The organism is Lysobacter sp. CA199 (assembly GCF_052078715.1).
In the GTDB taxonomy this organism is placed as follows: domain Bacteria; phylum Pseudomonadota; class Gammaproteobacteria; order Xanthomonadales; family Xanthomonadaceae; genus Lysobacter.
Genome location: NZ_JBQJIL010000014.1, coordinates 204,441 through 224,859 on the forward strand (window position 1 = coordinate 204,441; position 20,419 = coordinate 224,859).

At 65.3% G+C, this 20,419-nt stretch carries 18 protein-coding genes and 2 tRNA genes; 2 read left to right on the top strand and 18 right to left on the bottom strand.

What is annotated here, in order from left to right; all coding sequences use genetic code 11:
- Positions 1 to 166: 166 nt before the first annotated feature.
- The 18 genes from ACTOWJ_RS24570 to tpiA all read right to left on the bottom strand — a co-directional run bounded on the left by ACTOWJ_RS24570 (position 167) and on the right by tpiA (position 17,503).
- Positions 167 to 243, bottom strand: a tRNA-Met gene (locus ACTOWJ_RS24570).
- A gap of 403 nt (positions 244 to 646) precedes the next feature.
- Positions 647 to 2,092, bottom strand: coding sequence for an NADH-quinone oxidoreductase subunit NuoN (gene nuoN, locus ACTOWJ_RS24575; protein ID WP_441337245.1), 1,446 nt, complete (start codon positions 2,090 to 2,092; stop codon positions 647 to 649).
- Positions 2,093 to 2,253: 161 nt separating this feature from the next.
- A complete protein-coding gene (locus ACTOWJ_RS24580) occupies positions 2,254 to 3,771 on the bottom strand; it encodes an NADH-quinone oxidoreductase subunit M (RefSeq protein ID WP_441337246.1) in 1,518 nt (505 codons plus the stop codon).
- A 19-nt stretch (positions 3,772 to 3,790) separates the two neighbouring features.
- Positions 3,791 to 5,926, bottom strand: a complete 2,136-nt coding sequence (gene nuoL / locus ACTOWJ_RS24585; RefSeq protein ID WP_441337247.1) for an NADH-quinone oxidoreductase subunit L — start codon at positions 5,924 to 5,926, stop codon at positions 3,791 to 3,793.
- 5 nt (positions 5,927 to 5,931) lie between these two features.
- Positions 5,932 to 6,234 carry an NADH-quinone oxidoreductase subunit NuoK gene (gene nuoK / locus ACTOWJ_RS24590; protein ID WP_056176675.1) on the bottom strand — a complete coding sequence of 101 codons (303 nt, stop codon included), beginning with the start codon at positions 6,232 to 6,234 and terminating at the stop codon, positions 5,932 to 5,934.
- A gap of 20 nt (positions 6,235 to 6,254) precedes the next feature.
- Positions 6,255 to 6,899, bottom strand: a complete 645-nt coding sequence (locus ACTOWJ_RS24595) for an NADH-quinone oxidoreductase subunit J (protein WP_441337248.1) — start codon at positions 6,897 to 6,899, stop codon at positions 6,255 to 6,257.
- Between the two features lie 8 nt (positions 6,900 to 6,907).
- Entirely contained in the window at positions 6,908 to 7,396 is a 489-nt protein-coding gene (gene nuoI / locus ACTOWJ_RS24600) for an NADH-quinone oxidoreductase subunit NuoI (RefSeq protein ID WP_441337249.1), read from the bottom strand.
- A 15-nt stretch (positions 7,397 to 7,411) separates the two neighbouring features.
- Positions 7,412 to 8,476, bottom strand: a complete 1,065-nt coding sequence (nuoH, locus tag ACTOWJ_RS24605; RefSeq protein ID WP_441337291.1) for an NADH-quinone oxidoreductase subunit NuoH — start codon at positions 8,474 to 8,476, stop codon at positions 7,412 to 7,414.
- 15 nt (positions 8,477 to 8,491) lie between these two features.
- Entirely contained in the window at positions 8,492 to 10,723 is a 2,232-nt protein-coding gene (gene nuoG / locus ACTOWJ_RS24610) for an NADH-quinone oxidoreductase subunit NuoG (RefSeq protein WP_441337250.1), read from the bottom strand.
- A 103-nt stretch (positions 10,724 to 10,826) separates the two neighbouring features.
- A complete protein-coding gene (nuoF, locus tag ACTOWJ_RS24615; protein WP_441337251.1) occupies positions 10,827 to 12,197 on the bottom strand; it encodes an NADH-quinone oxidoreductase subunit NuoF in 1,371 nt (456 codons plus the stop codon).
- 11 nt (positions 12,198 to 12,208) lie between these two features.
- Positions 12,209 to 12,736 (bottom strand): NADH-quinone oxidoreductase subunit NuoE, encoded by a 528-nt coding sequence (gene nuoE, locus ACTOWJ_RS24620; protein WP_441337252.1) that lies wholly within the window; start codon positions 12,734 to 12,736, stop codon positions 12,209 to 12,211.
- 66 nt (positions 12,737 to 12,802) lie between these two features.
- The gene (locus ACTOWJ_RS24625; RefSeq protein ID WP_441337292.1) at positions 12,803 to 14,092 is read right to left on the bottom strand and encodes an NADH-quinone oxidoreductase subunit D; all 1,290 of its coding nucleotides are present in this window, start codon (positions 14,090 to 14,092) and stop codon (positions 12,803 to 12,805) included.
- Between the two features lie 20 nt (positions 14,093 to 14,112).
- Positions 14,113 to 14,847 carry an NADH-quinone oxidoreductase subunit C gene (locus ACTOWJ_RS24630; protein ID WP_441337253.1) on the bottom strand — a complete coding sequence of 245 codons (735 nt, stop codon included), beginning with the start codon at positions 14,845 to 14,847 and terminating at the stop codon, positions 14,113 to 14,115.
- On the bottom strand, positions 14,844 to 15,431 hold the full coding sequence (locus tag ACTOWJ_RS24635) for a NuoB/complex I 20 kDa subunit family protein (RefSeq protein WP_441337254.1): 588 nt from the start codon (positions 15,429 to 15,431) through the stop codon (positions 14,844 to 14,846). The genes ACTOWJ_RS24630 and ACTOWJ_RS24635 overlap by 4 nt, the downstream gene beginning before the upstream one ends.
- Entirely contained in the window at positions 15,422 to 15,778 is a 357-nt protein-coding gene (locus ACTOWJ_RS24640; protein WP_441337255.1) for an NADH-quinone oxidoreductase subunit A, read from the bottom strand. The genes ACTOWJ_RS24635 and ACTOWJ_RS24640 overlap by 10 nt, the downstream gene beginning before the upstream one ends.
- A 182-nt stretch (positions 15,779 to 15,960) precedes the next feature.
- A tRNA-Leu gene (locus ACTOWJ_RS24645) sits at positions 15,961 to 16,045 on the bottom strand.
- A 120-nt stretch (positions 16,046 to 16,165) separates the two neighbouring features.
- A complete protein-coding gene (gene secG / locus ACTOWJ_RS24650) occupies positions 16,166 to 16,678 on the bottom strand; it encodes a preprotein translocase subunit SecG (RefSeq protein WP_441337256.1) in 513 nt (170 codons plus the stop codon).
- Positions 16,679 to 16,750: 72 nt separating this feature from the next.
- Positions 16,751 to 17,503 (bottom strand): triose-phosphate isomerase, encoded by a 753-nt coding sequence (tpiA, locus tag ACTOWJ_RS24655; protein ID WP_441337257.1) that lies wholly within the window; start codon positions 17,501 to 17,503, stop codon positions 16,751 to 16,753.
- Between the two features lie 138 nt (positions 17,504 to 17,641).
- Here tpiA and ACTOWJ_RS24660 point away from each other — a divergent pair, with 138 nt between their 5' ends.
- Positions 17,642 to 18,184 carry a DNA-deoxyinosine glycosylase gene (locus ACTOWJ_RS24660; RefSeq protein ID WP_441337258.1) on the top strand — a complete coding sequence of 181 codons (543 nt, stop codon included), beginning with the start codon at positions 17,642 to 17,644 and terminating at the stop codon, positions 18,182 to 18,184.
- Positions 18,185 to 18,857: 673 nt separating this feature from the next.
- A complete protein-coding gene (locus ACTOWJ_RS24665; RefSeq protein WP_441337259.1) occupies positions 18,858 to 20,018 on the top strand; it encodes a trypsin-like serine peptidase in 1,161 nt (386 codons plus the stop codon).
- Positions 20,019 to 20,419: the final 401 nt, after the last annotated feature.

Sequence of the window (20,419 nt, forward strand, 5' to 3'; positions counted from 1 at the left end):
CCACCGCGACCGACTTTCGCCGATCGCAAAAACAACAAGGGGCCCATTGGGCCCCTTGTCCGTACAACTGGATTTCGGCGTGTCCGCGCGAGCAGAGCGCGATCACAAAGCCCGAGCCTTGACCAAAAAAGAAAGCCTCCTGGGAGGCTTCTCCTTCAGCCGAAGCTGGTAGCGGGGGCAGGATTTGAACCTGCGACCTTCGGGTTATGAGCCCGACGAGCTGCCAGACTGCTCCACCCCGCATCAGGCCGACCATGATAGCGGCCGGCGATACTTACTGCAAGCCTGTAATCAAATCTTCTTGATTGCCGCTTACTGCTGCGAAGAATCTTCGGGATCGGGTGGGGAATTCCCCGTCGAACCGTTGTCCCTTCGCAGGTGCGCAATCTTAGAGAGTGTTCAAAATATTTCAAGTCTTTTTCACCGCTGAGTGCGATCGGCGAGCAAAAAAGCTTGAAAGCCGCGTAATACAGGTTCGAATCCCGTTCTAGATACCCGCTGATCCGGCACGGACGCCTGAACGCGTTCTTCAGCTTGCCGTGGGCAGTACCGGCCCGCCAGACGCCAGGCATGAAGATGCGCGGGCGCCGCAAAACAAAAAGGCCGGCGAATGCCGGCCCCTTGCAGCAACGCATAGCGTCGCGGATCAGACCATGAAGGCGCGCTGGCACCATTCCATGATCGGATTCCAGGCGATGCCCAGCGCGAGCAGCGACAGCGCATTGACCGAGAACACCAGGCGCAGCGGACGATCCTCACTCGGCGGCGGCATCTTGCCGTCGGGCTCGTCGAAGTACATCGCCTTGATCACGCGCAGGTAGTAGAACGCGCCGATCACCGCGAACACGATGCCGACGATCGCCAGCCACAGCATGTCGCCCTGCAACGCGGCCTTGAGCACCGCCAGCTTGGCCCAGAAGCCCAGGAACGGCGGCAGGCCGGCCAGCGAGGCCATCACGCACAGGATCATGCCGGCCAGCCATGGGCTGCGCGTGTTGAGGCCCTTGTAGTCGTCGATCTTGTCGGCGTCGAAACCGCGGCCGGACATCACGATGATCGCGGCGAAGGCCGCGGCGGTCATCAACGAATAGCTGATGACGTAGAACATCGAAGCGGCGAAACCCTGCGCGCCGCCGCCGGCCATGCCAAGGAACAGGAAGCCGACGTGCGACACGGTGGAATACGCGAGCAGGCGCTTGAGATTGGTCTGCACCAGCGCGCTGAGGTTGCCGATCGCCAGCGACAGCACCGCCAGGCCGGCCAGCAGCAGGCGCCAGTGGTGGTCCAGGCCGTGCGCGCCGACTTCGAGCAGGCGGTAAGTCATGCCGAACGCGGCCAGCTTGGGCGCGGCGCCGATGAACAAGGTGATCGGGGTCGGCGCGCCTTGATAGACGTCCGGCAGCCACATATGGAACGGCGCGGCGCCGAACTTGAAGGCGATGCCGGCGACGACGAACACCACGCCGGTGACCAGCATCAGCGACTTCGGCCCGACCTGGGCGGCGGTGGCGATCTGATCGAGCATCAGGCTGCCGGTGGCGCCGTAGATCAGCGACAGGCCGTACAGCAGCAGGCCCGAGGCCAGCGCGCCGAGCACGAAATACTTGATCGCCGCTTCCGAGGCCAGCGGGCTGTCGCGATCCACCGCGACCAGCGCGTAGGAGCACAGCGCCAGCATTTCCAGACCGACGTAGACCATGGTCAGGCTGCCGGCCGAAACCAGGAACATCATGCCGGCGATGGCGAACAGCATCAGCACGCCGACTTCGCCCTTGTACAGGTTGCGCGCGCGCAGGTACGGCCAGGTGTAGATCAGCGAGAGGATGCCGACCACGCCGATACCGAGCTTGAGCACGTCGGCGGCGGTATCGCGCACGAACATGCCGCTGAGGACCACGCCCTGCCCGCCCACGTCGAAGGCGATCATCGCCGTGGCCACGGCGACCACCACGATCGAGAACACGTGGGAGATGATGCGATTGCGCTCCTCGACGAACAGATCGAGCATCAGCAGCGCGAACGCGCCGACGACGACCACCAGTTCCGGCAGCAGGGGCATCACATCGGCGAAGGTCCGTACAGGCATGTTCATAGCGGATCTCTTGGTGGATCTGGCTCGTTGCGGCGAGCCGTAGTCGGAACGGGCGGAGAAGGGCGAAATGGGTGGATCGGCCGATTCGCTGGTTGGTCTCCGGTGCCGCGTTCCTCGCTTCTATCGGATTGCGTAGCGCGCGGGCCGAAGCCCGCGCGGGTTTACAGCTTGCTGACGACGATCTGGCTGGCGAGGTTGGCGATCGCCGGCTCCATCAGGTCGGTCAGCGGCTTGGGCCACACGCCCAACACCAGCACGCCGACCGCGAACACGCCCAGCACCAGCGCTTCGCGCGGGTTGATGTCTTCCATCTCGGCCACGTGGGCATTGCCCACCTCGCCCCAGATGACGCGCTTGACCAGCCACAGGGTGTAGCCCGCGCCAACGATCAGGGTGGTCGCGGCGCCGACGGCGACCAGCGGATGCTGCTGGAACGCGGCCAGGATCACCATGAACTCGCCGACGAAACCCGAGGTGCCCGGCAGGCCCGAATTGGCCATCGCGAACAGCACCACGAACGCGGCGAACCAGGGCATGACGTTGGCCACGCCGCCGTAGTCCTTGATCATGCGGCTGTGCATTCGGTCGTAGAGCACGCCAACGCAGGTGAACATCGCGCCCGACACGAAGCCGTGGCTGATCATCTGCACCATCGCGCCCTGCAGGCCCAGACGCGCGGCATCGGTGCCGTGCGCATCGCCGTTGTGGACCAGATAGAACGCGATGAAGGTGCCCAGGGTGACGAAGCCCATGTGCGAGACCGACGAATACGCGATCAGCTTCTTCATGTCCTCCTGGACCAAAGCGACCAGGCCGACGTAGATGATCGCGATCAGGCTCAGCGCGATCACCAGCCAGGCGTACTCGTGGCCGGCGTCGGGCACGATCGGCAGGACGAAGCGCAGGAAGCCGTAACCGCCGATCTTCAGCATGATCGCGGCCAGGATCACTGAACCCGCGGTCGGCGCCTCGACGTGCGCGTCCGGCAACCAGGTATGGACCGGGAACATCGGCACCTTGACCGCGAAGGCGATCAAAAAGCCGAAGAAGATCCACATCTGCTCGGTGGCGGTGAGCTGCAGCGTGTACATGTCGGCCAGCTGCCAGCTGCCGCCCTTCAGGTACAGGTAGATCAACCCGACCAGCATGAACACCGAGCCGAGGAAGGTGTACAGGAAGAACTTCACCGACGCGTACACGCGGCGCGGACCGCCCCATACGCCGATGATGATGAACATCGGGATCAGCATGCCTTCGAAGAAGACGTAGAACAGCATCGCATCCAGCGCCGAAAACACGCCGACCATCAGGCCTTCGAGGATCAGGAACGCCGCGTAGTACTGGCTGACGCGCTTGTCGATCGACGTCCAGGCGCTGATCAGCACCAGCGTCGAGGTCAAGGTGGTCAGCGCGATCAGCGCCGCCGAGATGCCGTCGGCGCCGAGGTGGTAGCGGATGTCGTAGATCGGAATCCACGCATGGTCTTCGACCAACTGCATGCTCGCGCTGGTGAAGTCGGCGTGGGTGAACATCGTCACGCTCACGCCGAGGGTGATGATGGCCACGACCAGCGCGAACCAGCGCGCGGCGTTGGCGCGTTCGTTGCCGAACGCGAGAGTGGCAAAACCGCCGAGTATCGGCAGCCAGATCAGAATGCTAAGCAAGGGCACGGGGCTCACGTCGGGTGTCCTTGTCGAGTTATTGCCAGAACCGAATGACGACGGCGAGCAGAGCAATCAGGCCGAGAATCATCGCGAAGGCGTAGTGGTAGAGATAACCGGACTGGACCCGGCGGGTCAGGTTGGCGATGAAGCCGACCACGCCGGCGCTGCCGTTGACCACGGCACCATCGATCAGGCCGCTGTCGATCGCGCGCGAGGCCTTGCCGAGTTTCACGCCGCCGCCGGCGAAACCGTCGATCCACAGATTGTCCATGCCGTACTTGTTCTCCAGGATGCGGATCGGCAGCTTGAACAGCTTGGCCGCCTTGGCCGGCAGTTCCGGCTTCCACAGGTACATGACCGTGGCCAGGGCGAAGCCGGAGAAGGCCAGCCAGAACGCCGGCGCGGTGAAACCGTGCAGGGCGAACTTGATCGGACCGTGCCAGGCTTCTTCGCCGACCTGGGCGATGGTGTCGCGCGCCGCGGCCAGATCGATCGCGCCGAGGAAGAACGGCAGTTGCTTCTCATGGCCAAGCCAGTCGGTGCCGAACAGCATCGGGCCAGCGGTGAAGAAGCCGATCAACACCGACGGAATCGCCAGCAGGATCAGCGGCAGCGTCACCACCCACGGCGATTCGTGCGGCTCGTGCGGACCATGGTGGCCATGGTCGTCGTGCGCGTGGTCGTCGTGCGCATGGGTCGCGTGGCCGTCATGGGAATGATCGTCGTGGCCATGCGCCGCATGACCATGATCGGCATGCGCGTCGCGGAAGCGCTCCTTGCCGTGGAAGGTCATGTAGAGCAGGCGGAAGCTGTAGAACGCGGTGACGAAGGCGCCCAGCAATACCGCCCAGTAGGCGTATTGCGAGACCCAGGTCGCGTGCTCGCCGTGCGCGGCATGCGCGGCGGCTTCGATGATGGTGTCCTTCGAATAGAACCCGGCGAAGAACGGCGTGCCCACCAAGGCGAGAGTACCGAGCAAACTGGTCCAGTAGGTGATCGGCATGTACTTGCGCAGGCCGCCCATCTTGCGCATGTCCTGCTCGTGGTGCATGCCGATGATCACCGAGCCTGCGGCCAGGAACAGCAGCGCCTTGAAGAAGGCGTGGGTCATCAGGTGGTACACCGCCGCCGAGTACGCCGACACGCCGAGCGCGACGGTCATGTAGCCCAACTGCGACAGGGTCGAGTACGCGACCACGCGCTTGATGTCGTTCTGCACGATGCCGATCAGGCCGGTCCAGAACGCGGTGGTGGCGCCGATGAACAGCACGAAGTTGAGCGCGGTCTGCGACAGCTCGAACAGCGGCGACATGCGCGCGACCATGAAAATGCCCGCGGTCACCATCGTCGCGGCGTGGATCAGCGCCGAGATCGGGGTCGGGCCTTCCATCGAGTCGGGCAGCCACACGTGCAGCGGTACCTGCGCCGACTTGCCCATCGCGCCGATGAACAGACAGATGCAGATCACCGTCGGCAGCGACCACACGATCGGATGCTCGCCGCCCCAGATCTGGATGGTGCGGTCGGCCAGGGTCGGCGCGTTGGCGAATACGGTGCCGTAGTCCAGCGAACCCAGCGCCCACAGCACCGCGCAGATGCCGAGCAGAAAGCCGAAGTCGCCGACGCGATTGACCAGGAAGGCCTTCATGTTGGCGAATACCGCGGTCGGCTTCTTGAACCAGAAACCGATCAGCAGGTACGACACCAGGCCCACCGCTTCCCAGCCGAAGAACAGCTGCAGGAAGTTGTTGCTCATCACCAGCATGAGCATGGAAAAGGTGAACAGCGAGATGTAGCTGAAGAAGCGCTGGTAACCGTCGTCCTCGACCATGTAGCCGATGGTGTAGACGTGCACCAGCAACGAAACGAAGGTGACCACCACCATCATCATCGCGGTCAGCTTGTCGATCATGAAGCCGATATGGGCCTGATAACCGCCGATCTGGAACCAGGTGTAGACGTTCTCGTTGAACGGCGCGGCGCCCTGCCCCACGAGCTGCCACAGCACGACCATCGACATCGCGCAGCTGGCGGCGACGCCGAGGATGGTGATGGTGTGCGCGCCGGCGCGGCCGACCCTGCGTCCGAACAGGCCGGCGACGATCGCGCCGAGCAACGGCGCGAGCACTACGGCGAGCAGGATGGTCTTGGAAATTACGACGGGTTGCATGCCGGTCAGCCCTTCATCGTGTCGATTTCAGCGACGTTGATCGTGCGCCGGTTGCGGAACAGCGTGACCAGGATCGCCAGGCCGATGGCGGCCTCGGCGGCGGCGACGGTCAGGATGAAGAACACGAACACCTGACCGGCCGGATCGGCCAGCTGACGCGAAAACGCGACGAAGTTGATGTTGACCGCGAGCAGCATCAGCTCGATCGACATCAACAGCACGATCACGTTCTTGCGGTTGAGGAAGATGCCGGCGACGCTGATGCAGAACAGCACCGCGCCCAGCGCCAGATAGTGGCCCAGGGCCAGACCCGACCCGAAGAATTCGCTCACGGCTTGGCCTCCTGCGCGGCGGGCTCGGCGGGCGCGGGTTCGGCCACCACCGGCTTCACGGCGTCCATCTTGATCATGCGGATGCGATCGCTGGCGCGAACGCGCGCCTGCTCGCTGGGATTCTGGTGCTTGGCGCCCGGACGGCGGCGCAGGGTCAGCATCACCGCCGCGATCACCGCCACGGTCAGGATCACCGCGGCGATCTCGAACGGCAGCAGGAAGTCGGTGAACAACGCGGTGGCCAGCCATTTGGTATTGGAACCGCCCGAGGCGTCGGCGGTCAGTGGCGTGGCCAGACTGGCCCTGACCCCGATCAGGGTCAGCATCTCCACCAGCATCACCACCGCGACCAACAGGCCGACCGGCAGGTACCGGACGTAGCCCTCGCGCAACGGGGCGACGTCGATGTCGAGCATCATCACCACGAACAAGAACAACACCATCACCGCGCCGACGTAGACCAGGATCAGGGCCACGCCGAGGAATTCGGCGCCGGCGATGATCCACACGCAGGCGACGGAGAAGAACGTCAGCACCAGGCTGAGCGCGGCATGGACCGGGTTCTTGACGCTGATCACGGCCACGGCGGACAGCGTGGCCATGGCGGCGAAGAGGTAGAAGGCGATCTGGGCGAGATCCATATCAGTACTCAGCGGAAGGCGGCGTCGGCGGCGCGGCGCTCGGCGATCTCGGTTTCGAGACGGTCGCCGATGGCCAACAGCTGCTGCTTGTTGACGATGTTCTGTCCGCGCTGGTCGAAGTGGTATTCGTGGATATGCGTTTCCACGATCGAGTCCACCGGACACGACTCTTCGCAGAAACCGCAGAAGATGCACTTGAACAGATCGATGTCGTAACGCGTGGTGCGGCGGGTACCGTCCTCACGCTTTTCGGAGTCGATGGTGATCGCCAGCGCCGGGCACACCGCCTCGCACAGCTTGCAGGCGATGCAGCGCTCTTCGCCGTTGGGATAACGGCGCAGCGCGTGCACGCCGCGGAAGCGCGGCGACTGCGGCGTCTTCTCCATCGGGTACATCAGCGTGTACTTGGGCTTGAACAGGTACTTGAGCGTCAGCCCAAGGCCCTGCGCGAGCTCGATCAGGAGCAGGCTTTTGAAATAGGAAACGATGCGGGTCATATCGACGGCCTGTCCTCAGACGTTCGGCAGGAACACTTCGTAGTACGCCATCAAGGCGACGACGACGATCCAAGCGATGGTCAAGGGGATGAACACCTTCCAGCCCAGACGCATGATCTGGTCGTAGCGATAACGCGGGAAGGAGGCGCGGAACCAGATGAAGCAGCTGGCGAAGAAGAACACCTTGGCCAGCAGCCACCACCAGCCGTCGACCGACAGGAAGGGAATGCCCAGGCCCTGGAACGGACTCAGCCAGCCGCCGACGAAGAAGATCGCCGTCAGGAAGCTGATCAGGATCATGTTGGCGTATTCGGCCAGGAAGAACAGCGCGAACGCCGAACCCGAATACTCGACCATGTGACCGGCGACGATTTCCGACTCGCCTTCGACCACGTCGAACGGCGCGCGGTTGGTTTCGGCCACGCCGGAGATGAAATAGACGACGAACAGCGGCAGCATCGGCACCATGAACCATTCCAGCGCGCCGGCGTTGCCGGACTGCGCCATCACGATGTCGGTGAGATTCAAGCTGCCGGCGCCGACCATCACGCCGACCATGGCGAAGCCCATCGCGATTTCGTACGACACCACCTGCGCGGCAGCGCGCATCGCGCCGAGGAAGGCGTACTTCGAGTTGGAAGCCCAACCGGCGAGGATGATGCCGTACACGCCCAGCGAGGTCATCGCCAGCAGGTACAACAGGCCCGCGTTGGCGTTGGACAACACCGCCTTGGCATCGAACGGCACCACCGCCCACGCCGCGAACGCCGGCGCCAGGGTCAGCAGCGGCGCGAGCTTGTACAGGAAGGACTCGGCCTTGGTCGGCTGGATCACTTCCTTGAACAACAGCTTGAACACGTCGGCGAAGGCCTGAAGGATGCCCATGCCGACGTACATCGGACCGCGGCGCACGTGCATCCAGCCGATCAGCTTGCGTTCCCAGACCACGTAGAACGCGACGGTGATGATCACCGGCATTGCGATCAGCAGGATCTTGAGCACGATCCACGCGACCGCGCCGGCCATGCCGAAGTTCAGGAAGAACTCGCGTACCGGGTCGACCACCTGGGTGAAGAACATTCCGTCCGCCATGGCTTAAGCCCTCCCCGCCTGCACGCGGCCGGCGCCGAGCGGCGCGGTGGCGCCATGCCCGCTTTCGATCCACACCGTACCCGGCGCGACCTTGTCGCTGACCGCGACCGGCAATGTCGCCGTGCCCGCGCCCGAACTGAACTTGCCGACCGCGCCGTCGCTGAAGCCCAGCGCCACGGCGTCCTTGGAATTGAGCACCGCGCGCGGTTCCACATTGAGCGGATGCGACTGCAACGCCGGCGCACGGCGCACGGTGGCATCGCTGCGGTAGATCGCGGTCGACACCGCGACCTCCAAACCTTCGCCCGCCACGCTCGGTGCGCGGCCGGCGGCCGGGGTCACGCCGCGCGGCGCCAGGCTCTTGCGCAGACCGTCGAAATCGGTGAACTCGAAGCCGTTCGCGCCCAGCTCGCCGCCGAGCGCGCGCAGCACGCGCCAGCCGGCGCGTGCCTGCCCCGGCAATTTGCCGCCGGCGACGGCTTGTTGGGCGATGCCGTCGAGATTGACCAAAGTGGCGTCGATTTCCGGCAGCAGACCGATCGGCAGGATCACGTCGGCGACGGCTTTGGTCGAACGGCAGGCGTAATGGCTGAAGGCCACGACCTGGGCTGCCCCGAGCGCGCGCAAGGCGCTTTGCGTGTCGGCGAAATCCAGACCCGGCTCGATGCCGTAAACGATGTAGGCGCCACGTGCGTCGTCGAGCATCGCGCGGGCATCGCGCGCGCTCGGCAGCACGCCGTACTGGGCCAGACCGACCGCGTTGGCGCCTTGCGGAATCCGGCACAGCTTGGCGCCGGTGGCTTGCGCGAAGGCCTTGGCGGCCGCGCGGATCGAAGCCGCGTACGAACCGTTCTCGGCCAGGCCGCCGACGATCAGCACGACATGGCTGCCGGCCTTGGCGATCTCGCCCAGCGCTTCATCGCCGAGTGCCGTCGCGAGCTGCGACGGCGCGACGATGCGCTTGCTGGCGATGTCGAAAGTGAAATCGAAATCGACCGGATTGACCACGTGCACCTTGGCGCCGCGGGTCCAGGCCTTGCGCACGCGCTGATGCACCAGCGGCAGCTCATGACGCAGGTTGCTGCCGACGATCACCACCACGTCGGCCTGGTCGATCTCGGCGACCGGCGCGGCGAAGGTCTCGGCCACGGCCGCGTCGGACAGATCGAGCTGGGAAATGCGGTGATCGATGTTGCCGCTGCCCGCGGCCTGGGCCAGACGCGCCAGCAGCGCGCCCTCCTCGTTCGAGGTCGCCGGATGCACGAGCACGCCGAGATTGTCGCCGCCGTTGTCGCGCAGGATCTGGGCGGCGCGGCTCAGCGCCTCGTCCCACGACGCTTCACGCCATTCGCCGTTGTCTTTCACCAAGGGTCGCTGCGCGCGATCTTCCGCGTACAGACCCTGGTGCGAGTAACGGTCGCGGTCCGACAGCCAGCACTCGTTGACCGCTTCGTTGTCGCGCGGCACGGTGCGCAGCACGTCGCCGCGGCGGGTGTGCAGAAACAGGTTGCTGCCCAGCGCATCGTGGTAACCCAGCGATTCGCGCGCGGTCAGTTCCCAAGGACGCGCCTTGAACTGGAACACCTTGTTGGTCAACGCGCCGACCGGGCACACATCGATGACGTTGCCCGACAGTTCGGTGGTCAACGGCTTGCCGTCGAAGGTGCCGATTTGCAGGTTCTCGCCGCGGTACATGCCGCCGAGCTCGTACGTGCCGGCGATTTCCCCGGTGAAACGCACGCAACGCGTGCACTGGATGCAGCGGGTCATCTCGGTAGCGACCAGCGGACCGATGTCCTCGTCGGGAACCACGCGCTTGCGCTCGGAGAACCGGCTGACCGAACGGCCGTAGCCCATCGACAGATCTTGCAGCTCGCACTCGCCGCCCTGATCGCAGATCGGACAGTCCAGCGGATGGTTGACCAACAGGAATTCCATCACGTTGCGCTGCGACTTGAGCGACTTCTCGCTGCGCGTGATGACCTTCATGCCGTCCATGACCGGGGTGGCGCAGGCCGGCGCCGGCTTGGGCATCTTCTCGACTTCGACCAGGCACATGCGGCAGTTCGCCGCGATCGCCAACTTGTCGTGGTAGCAAAAACGCGGGATCGGAATACCAGCCTTGTCGGCGGCCTGGATGATCATCGAACCCTTCGGCGCGGCCATCTCGACGCCGTCGATGAAGACGGTGACGTGATCGGGCGGAAGATTCGGATTTACCGGTTGAGCGCTCACAGCGAGCTCCCCATCAAAGCGGCGAACGAGCCCCTTGAGTCAAGGGGCGCATTGTTCGGGCGCTGCGCGCTCGAACAATGGGGGATATGGAAGGATGCTGCACTCATGCCGCCACCTTCTTCTCAACCACAGTGCCGGCAGCTTGATCGTCTACCAGGAAACGCTTATTGACGATCGCGTACTCGAACTCGTCCCAGAAGTGATGCAGGAAGCCTTGGACCGGCCACGCGGCGGCCTCGCCGAACGCGCAGATGGTGTGGCCTTCGATCTGGCCCGCGGCGGCGCGCAGCATCTGCAGATCTTCCAGGGTCGCCTGCTTTTCAGCGATGCGCGTCAGCATGCGGTACATCCAGCCGGTGCCTTCGCGGCACGGCGTGCACTGGCCGCAGCTTTCCTTGAAATAGAACCGCGCGATGCGCTGGCAGGCGCGGACCATGCAGGTGGTTTCGTCCATCACGATCACCGCGCCCGAGCCCAGGCCGGAACCGGCCTTCTGCAGCGAGTCGTAGTCCATCGTGCAGGCCAGCATCTGCTCGGCCGGCAACACCTTCATCGACGAGCCGCCCGGAATCACGGCCTTGAGCTTCTTGCCGCCGCGAATGCCGCCGGCCATCTGCAGCAGATCGGCGAACGGCGTGCCCAGGCGAATTTCGAAGTTGCCCGGATTGGCGACGTGGCCGGACACCGAGAAAATCTTCGGGCCGCCGTTGTTGGGCTTGCCGAGATTCAAGAACCACTCCGCGCCGTTGCGCAGGATCGCCGGCACCGAGGCATAGGTCTCGGTGTTGTTGATCGTGGTCGGCTTGCCGTACAGGCCGAAATTGGCCGGGAACGGCGGCTTGTAGCGCGGCTGGCCCTTCTTGCCTTCCAGCGATTCCATCAGCGCGGTTTCTTCGCCGCAGATGTAGGCGCCGGCGCCGAGCGCGCCGTAGATGTCGATGTCCACGCCGCTGCCGAGCACGTTCTTGCCCAGCCAGCCGTTCTCGTAGGCTTCCTTCAGCGCCTGCTCGAAATGCTCGAACGGCTCGTGATGGAATTCGCCGCGCAGGTAGTTGTAGGCCACCGTGGAACCGGTCGCGTAGCAGGCGATCGCCATGCCCTCGACCACCGCATGCGGGTTGAAGCGCAGGATGTCGCGGTCCTTGGCCGTGCCCGGTTCCGATTCGTCCGAGTTGCACAGGATGTATTTCTGGGTGCCGCTGCCCTTGGGCATGAAGCTCCACTTCAGGCCGGTCGGGAAGCCCGCGCCGCCGCGGCCGCGCAGGCCCGAGGCCTTGACCGCGTTGATGATCTCGTCCTGCGGGGTCTTCTCGCTGAGTATCTTGCGCAGCGCGCTGTAGCCGCCGGTCTTCAGATAATTTTCGTACGACCACGGAGTGCCGTAGTGCAGCGTCGTATAGACGACCTGATGCTCCTGCGGAGCCGGGCCGACCGGGCCGTAGCCCTTGGAGTAGTCGTGGTGACCGTGAGCCATCTCGCCCGACCTCACTTCAAACCATCGATCAGCTCGTCGACTTGCGTCGCGTCGAGCTTCTCGTGGTAATGACCGTTGACGACGACCACCGGCGCGCCGCAGCACGCGGCCAGGCACTCTTCCTCGCGCTTGAGGAAGACTCGTCCGTCGGCGGTGGATTGACCGAGCTTGCAGCCCAGCTTCTTCTCGGCATGGGCGACCAATTGCTCGGCGCCGTTGAGCCAGCAGCTGATGTTGGTGCAGAAGGCGACATTGTTGCGACCGACTTTTTCGGTCTCGAACATCGAATAGAAGCTCGCCACCTCGTACGCCCACACCGGCGGCAGGCTCAGGTACTTGGCGACCGCGGCGATCAGCTCGTCGGTCAACCAACCGTCGTTCTGCTCCTGCGCGGCGTGCAAGCCCTGCAGCACCGCCGAACGCTTGCGGTCCGCCGGGAACTTGGTCAGCCAGTGGTCGATGTGCGCGCGCGTCTTGTCCGACAGTGCCACCATCGGATCGACGTGCTGTGCGGCCTCGAAATTGCCTGTCGCCTTCATTCTTTCTTTCCTCTGCGACCGCGCGCCCCTGGCGCGCGATCTGGGACAACTTTTGTCGTTCGACGCTTAGCGGTCGATCTCGCCGAACACGATGTCGTAAGTGCCGATCATCGCCACCACGTCGGCCAACATGTGGCCCTTGACGACCTCGTCCATCGACGAGAGGTGAGCGAAGCCCGGCGCGCGCAGCTTGCAACGGAACGGTTTGTTGGCGCCGTCGGAGACCAGGTAGCAGGCGAATTCGCCCTTGGGCGCTTCGACCGCGGCGTAGGTCTCGCCGGCCGGCACGCAATAGCCTTCCGAGAACAGCTTGAAGTGATGGATCAAGGCTTCCATGTCGTCCTTCATCTCCTCGCGCTTGGGCGGGGCGACCTTGAAGTTGTCGACGATCACGGGGCCGGGATTGGCGCGTAGCCACTTCACGCACTGCTTGACGATCCGGGTGGACTCGCGCATTTCCGCCACGCGCACCAGGTAACGGTCGTAGCAGTCGCCGTTGACGCCGACCGGGATGTCGAAATCGACTTCCGCGTACTTGGCGTAAGGCTGTTTCTTGCGCAGATCCCAGGCGATGCCCGAACCGCGGATCATCGGACCGGTCATGCCCCAGGCCAGGGCCTGTTCGGGCGAGATCACGCCGACGCCGACGGTGCGCTGCTTCCAGATGCGGTTATCGGTCAGCAGGGTTTCGTATTCGTCGACGCGCTTGGGGAAGTCGTCGGTGAACGCGTCCAGGTAGTCGAGCATCGAGCCTTCGCGCCACTCGTTGAAGCGCTTGAGGCCGGCGCCCTTCTTCCACGGCGATTCCTTGTACTTCGGCATCCGGTCCGGCAGGTCGCGGTAGACGCCGCCGGGACGGTAGTAGGCCGCATGCATGCGCGCGCCGGAGACCGCTTCGTAGCAGTCCATCAGCTCTTCGCGTTCGCGGAAGGCGTACAGGAACACCGCCATCGCGCCCAGATCGAGCGCGTTGGAACCCACCCACATCAAGTGATTGAGGATGCGGGTGATTTCGTCGAACATCGTGCGGATGTACTGCGCGCGCTCGGGCGCTTCGATTCCCACCAGGGTTTCGATCGCGCGCACGTAAGCGTGCTCGTTGCACATCATCGACACGTAATCCAGACGATCCATGTAGCCGATCGACTGGTTGAACGGCTTGGACTCGACCAGCTTCTCGGTACCGCGATGAAGCAGGCCGATGTGCGGATCGGCGCGCTGCACGACTTCGCCGTCCATCTCCAGAATCAGGCGCAGCACGCCGTGCGCGGCCGGATGCTGCGGGCCGAAGTTGAGCGTGTAGTTGCGGATCTCGGCGTTGTTCAGGCCCGAGGTGTTGAGGTTGATCAACGGCATGTCGCTGGCGGGGTTGCTCATCACTTCACCTCGCCCTGTGCGGCTTCGCGCTGAGCCGTCTCGCCCTGGGCGGTCTGGTAACGCGCGTCGTCGCGGATCACGCGCGGCACGCCGACGCGCGGCTCGATCGACACCGGCTCGTAGACCACGCGGCGTTTTTCGGCGTCGTAACGCACTTCGACGTTGCCGATCAGCGGGAAGTCCTTGCGGAACGGATGGCCGACGAAGCCGTAGTCGGTGAGGATCCGGCGCAGGTCAGGATGGCCTTCGAAGACGATGCCGTACAGGTCGAACGCTTCGCGCTCGAACCAATTGGTGCCCGGCCAAACGACGCTCAGAGAAGCGACCACCGGTAGGTCGTCATTATCTGCGAAGGTTTTAAGCCGAACCCGCTGGTTGTGCTGGCACGACAGCAGATGCGCGACCGCGGCGAAACGACGCGCCGGCAGCGAATCGGCGGCGCCGTTGGGCGACTCGCCCCAACGGAAACGGCCGGCGCTGTTGCCTTCCACGCCGCGCGAGAAACCTTCCGAGGATACGTCGGTGTCCCACTCGTCGCTGCCGTAGCTGAGGTAATCCACGCCGCTGACGTCGACGCATTGTTCGAAACCGAATTCGTCGCGCAGCGCGTACGCCGCGGCGAGCCATTGCGTCGGCGCCACTTCCAAGGTGATTTCGCCGCGCGGCTGCGCCACGATGACAAAAGCGCCTGCGAAGCGTTCGCTCAGGCGCTGGGCAAGAGGCGCGGCGCTCATTCGCGGACGCCTTGCTTGTGTTCGCCGAAATTGGTGCCGCGACGGATCTTGCGCTGCAGTTGCAGAATGCCGTAGACCAGCGCTTCGGCGGTCGGCGGGCAGCCCGGCACGTAGATGTCGACCGGAACCACGCGGTCGCAGCCGCGCACCACGGCGTAGGAATAGTGATAGTAGCCGCCGCCATTGGCGCAACTGCCCATCGAGATCACCCACTTCGGGTCGGGCATCTGGTCGTAGACCTTGCGCAACGCCGGGGCCATCTTGTTGACCAGGGTGCCGGCGACGATCATCACGTCGGACTGGCGCGGCGACGGGCGGAACACCACGCCGTAACGGTCCAGATCCAGGCGCGAGGCGCCGGCGTGCATCATCTCGACCGCGCAGCAGGCCAGACCGAAGGTCATCGGCCACATCGACCCGGTACGCGCCCAATTCCACAGCGTGTCCAGGTTGGTGGTGACGAAGCCCTGCTGCAGCAGCGGGTTCTCGCCTTCCGGGCGCAGGATGTCGTCGAGGCGGCCTTCCGGAATCGGGTTGTGCATCAGACCCGAGACGGTGTCGCTGACGGTTTGGATCACTCCCATTCGAGCGCTCCCTTCTTCCAGACGTAAACGAAGCCGAGCAGGAGCATGCTGGCGAAAATGCCCATTTCGATCAGGCCGACGACACCGAGTTCGCGGAACACGGTGGCCCAGGGCACGATGAAGATGATTTCCAGATCGAAGATGATGAACTGGATGGCGATCAGGTAGTAGCGCACGTCGAACTGCATGCGCGCGTCTTCGAAGGCCTCGAAGCCGCATTCGTAGGGAGACAGTTTCTCCGCGGTCGGGCGCTTGGGCCCGAGCACATTACCTACTACCAACAGGGCGACGCCGATACCACCGGCGACGATCAGGAACAGCAGAGTCGGCAGGTATTCGGCCAGCACGCGGTGTTCTCTCGGCTACTTGTTCGGCTACATGGGCGCGCGTTACCGCGACCTTGGCTTGGCGCCCGGGGCACCCAGTCGTTTGGACGCGCGGCGCGGCCCGCCGTGCGTGCCGCACCTGCGTACCGTGGTGCGAAGTTGCGAATTGCTTGGAGCTGGGGATTGCTGCGTCGGGATGGATGTGGTGCCCAAAGGGGGACTCGAACCCCCACGACCTAAGTCGCTACCACCTCAAGGTAGTGCGTCTACCAATTCCGCCATCTGGGCACTGCTACCAACCACGCCATCCTGGCCCCGGCTTCGTAATCGTGTCGCGAAGCCGATCGGTCATCGCTGACCGGCCCCGCTATCCCGGCGGGGCTGAAACTCTATTTTAACCTGTTTATCTCAGCCGCCAGTAGCCGGCTGTTTTGCCGGAGCGGCCGGCTGGACCGGCGTCGGCTGCGCGGGCGCCTGCTGCTGCGCCGGAGCCGGCTGCGACGGCACCGCACCCGGAGCGGCCGGAACCTGGCTCGCCGGAGCCGGAGCCACCGGAGCGCCCTGCGCCGCCGGAGCCTGCGGCACGCCGCTGGCCGGGGCCGAAGGCGTGGTCGCGGCGGGAGCGGCCGGCTGCTGGGTCGCGGCGCGTCCGAGCAGGCCCAGATCGGGCTTGCCCGTCTCGACCGGCGCGGTGCGGCTGGCCTGCCAAGCCATGAACAGGCTGATCGCGAAGAACGCGATCGCCAGCCACTTGGTGGCCTTGGACAGGAAGTTCGACGAACCGCGGGCACCGAACACCGTGGCCGAGGCGCCGCCGCCGAAACCCGAGCCCGCCTGCGCGCCTGCGCCGCGTTGCATGAGGATCAGCGCGACCATGGCGATCGCGATCAGCACATAGATGACGTTGAGGAACAACAGCATCGTTGGGGATTCTTCGCTAAGGAGAGCTTGTTACGACCGCATCGGACGGGCGGGGTTCGCCGGTTCTTGCGATCAGGGGGCCGCCGCGATTGCGATGGCGTTGAAATCGGCCGCGACCAGGGAGGCGCCTCCGACCAGTCCGCCATCGACGTCGGGCTGGGAAAACAGCGCGGCGGCGTTGTCGGCTTTGACGCTTCCGCCGTACAGAATCGGAAGCGAGCCAGCAATTCTAGCATCGTGCGCAGCGATTTCGCTACGGATGAATGCGTGGACCTCCTGGGCCTGCTCCGGCGTCGCGGTCCTGCCGGTACCGATGGCCCAGACCGGTTCGTAGGCGACGATCGCGCCTTCCAGGCCGAGCACGCCGACCCGTTCGAGCACCGGCGCGAGCTGTTCCTGCAGGCGCCATTGGGTTTTTCCGTCCTCGCGCTCGGCCAGGGTCTCGCCCACGCACAGGATCGGCACCAGGCCGGCGGCCTTGGCGGCGGCGAATTTGTGCGCGACCAGTTCGCTGCTTTCGGCGTGGTACTGGCGGCGTTCGGAGTGGCCGACCAGGCCGTAGACCGCGCCGACTTCTTTGAGCATCGCCGCGGAGACTTCGCCGGTGAAGGCGCCCTTCTCGTTGCTGCTCACGTCCTGCGCGCCGAAGGCCAGACCGCGCTGCGCATAGTGTTCGACCAACTCGCCCAGGTACGGCAGCGGCGGCAGGATCACCCGTTCCACGCCGGCCGGCGGCGTCTGCGCGGCGACTTCGTCGAGCAGCGCGAAAGCGAATTCGCGGCTGCCGTGCAGTTTCCAGTTTCCAGCGACGATCCTGCGGCGCATGGCCACTCCCATGTTGCGAAGACGGCGCAGTCTACCTGCTGGGCGGCGCGCGGGCGACCGCGGCCGGTCCGCGGCTGGCGCGAACGCGCACCGCGCGCGACCCTTTGTCCGTCGCGCCGCAATCCCCATACAAAGCTCATGAAGCGAGCCTCCGCCTCCTCCGTGCTGCACAGCTTCGCCCCGATCGAATCGCCGCGGGCGCAGGTGCTGATCCTCGGCAGCATGCCCGGCGCGGCTTCGCTCGCCGCCGCGCGCTACTACGCGCATCCGCAGAACCGGTTCTGGCCGATCATGGGCGAGCTGGTCGGGGCCGGGCCGGAACTGGAGTACGAACGCCGGCTCGATGCCTTGCGCGCGGCGGGGATCGCGCTGTGGGACGTGCTCGCCCAGTGCGAGCGCGAAGGCAGCCTGGACGCGGCGATCCGCGACGACACTGCGGTGGCCAACGATTTCGCCGGTTTTCTGGCCCGCCACCCGCGGGTGCGCACGCTGCTGTTCAACGGCGCCAAGGCCGAACACAGCTTCCGTCGGTTCGTACTCAAGCCGCTGGCGCGGTCGGATCTGCGCCTGGTGCGGCTGCCCTCGACCAGCCCGGCCAACGCCTCGCAACGGCCGCAGATGAAGGTTTCGGCCTGGCGCGAGGCCCTGCGCGAGGCCGGAGTGGCGGTGCGCGGGGCCTGATCGGGCGCGCACGAATCCAGCGCAATCTCTTGTGGAAGGGGCTTCAGCCCCGACGCTTCTCGCTCAAGGCCTTCCGCGAGGCCGGTGTGGCGATGCGCAACGCTGACCGAGCGCGTACGAATCGGCGCAATCTTTCTTTTGTGGGAGGGGCTTCAGCCCCGACGCTTTTCGGTCAGAGGTGGAAAATCCATTGTCTCTGATCGAAGAGCGTCGGGGCTGAAGCCCCTCCCACAACAGACTTCCTGCCTTCGGGCAGCCTTCCGGCGCCAGATCGCGTATCGCGTCTGCAACACCCACGGCTCCGGCGCGGATCCGGTCGAGCCAGCGCAAACCCTTGCTGCTGCTGGCTTTGCGGTGTCTGAAAACGGCCCAGACGGCGCCCCGCGCGGCAGCGGCAGCGCGAGATTTCTTGCCCGCGCCCTGTCCTGAGCCCGATTGCACCCGCGTTTCCTGGGGGTAGCCGCCCGCACCGGGCGAACCACAACCGGACGATCGCTTGCGCCGCCTGACCGCGGCGCGGGACGGGGAATTGTTTGCCTGCCTCAGCGCGGCGCTCCCCACCGGCGATCCAAGGCCGCAGTACCGGCCGCGCCGCCCGGATCGAGGCGCGCCCGGATCACCCAATGCCGATCCGTCAATCGCCCATGGAAAGCGATACCCAAGGAGCTCCAGCATGAAGTCGCACCGCAATCCCCCGACCCGCCTGTCCCGCAAGCTCGCCGTCCTCGGCGGCGTCGCCCTGCTCTCCGCCGCGGCGCTGGCCAGCGCCGGCGAAACCGTGATCCGCACGCCGTATGGCGATGTGGCCGCGATCGATGCGCCCAAGTCGCAGCAGCTCAGCGCCAAGAGCGCCGCCCAACCGTTCGCCACCGCGCGTCAACGCGCCGCGGTGCAGCCACTGGTATGGAGCGAACAGGACGCCAAGTCCGCCGCGACGATCGACGTCGAAGCGACCGCCGCGCAGCTGATGCGTCCGGCCGCGACCGCACCCGGCGGCGCCGCGCCGGCGTTCGCCAACTACCTCGCGCGCAATCACTTCCGCGCCACCTGGGACAAACTCGACGCGCTGGACGCGCGCCAGACCGCCGCCCCGATCTCCGCGCTGGGCGGCGAGAAAGACGGCGCTCACTACGCCTATACCCGCTTCCCCGGCAACTACTACACCAGCCAGTGGAAGGCTTCGCCGTGGAACAAGATCGGCAAGCTGTACTTCACCAAGCCCGACGGCAGCGGTTCGTACTGCACCGCTCAAGTCTCCAGCGGCACCGCGGTGCTGACCACCGCCGCGCATTGCGTCTACACCCGCGGCGCCGGCTTCAACTCGAACTTCGTGTTCGTGCCGGCCGAGCGTTACGGCGAAGCCCCGTACGGCCGCTTCGGCTGGAGCCAGGCACGCGTGCCGACCAACTGGATCAATGTCGGCAGCCGCCGCTGGGATGTGGCGGTGATCAAGCTGACCGGCGAGCAGACCACCGGCATTCCGGTGACCAGCTACGTGGGCTGGCTGGGCCGCGCCTGGAATCAGCCGTACTCGCTGTACACCTATTCGCACGGCTATGCGAGCAATCTGAGCACGCAGTACACCCACATCTGCGCCGGCCAGACCTACGACTCGCCGTCGGAAGGCACCAATGTGCTGGTGCAGGGTTGCGACATGACCTACGGCGCGAGCGGCGGCGGCTGGCTCATCAACTACACGCCGAACTCGCATGCCGGCAACCAAGTCAACAGCGTGGTCAGCGGCCCGCACATCGGCGCCTTCGGCACCGCGTGGGTCGGCGCGCGCTTCAACGACGACAACATCGTGCCGCTGTGCACGGCGATCGGCTGCTGAGGGTCCGCGGCCCGGACGCGGCGAGCCTTCGTCGCGTCCACGGACCCGGCGGACCAACGCCGGAGCGCGCCCAGGGAGGGGCGCGCTCCGGCCTGGAGGCCAGGGCTGCGCGCTTGCTTGATCGTAATGATCGAACCGGGCCCCGGAGCGGGCCTGCCACGCGGCTACTCACCGATCATGCCGCGGGCCTGGACAGGGATGTCCGCTTAATTCGTTGTTTGCAGCGAAGCCGGCCGTGAGGCCGGCTTCGTTTTGTTCCGGGGGGTGTGTTCCGGCGTTGGTGGACTTGAGCTCCAGCGACCGTGGATCGCGATATCGAAACGTAGAGTTGCGTCGCTGCGTCGGTCGGGGCTGAAGCCCCCTCCCACAAAAAACTTCGTGGTTGCGTGGCGGATGGGCGG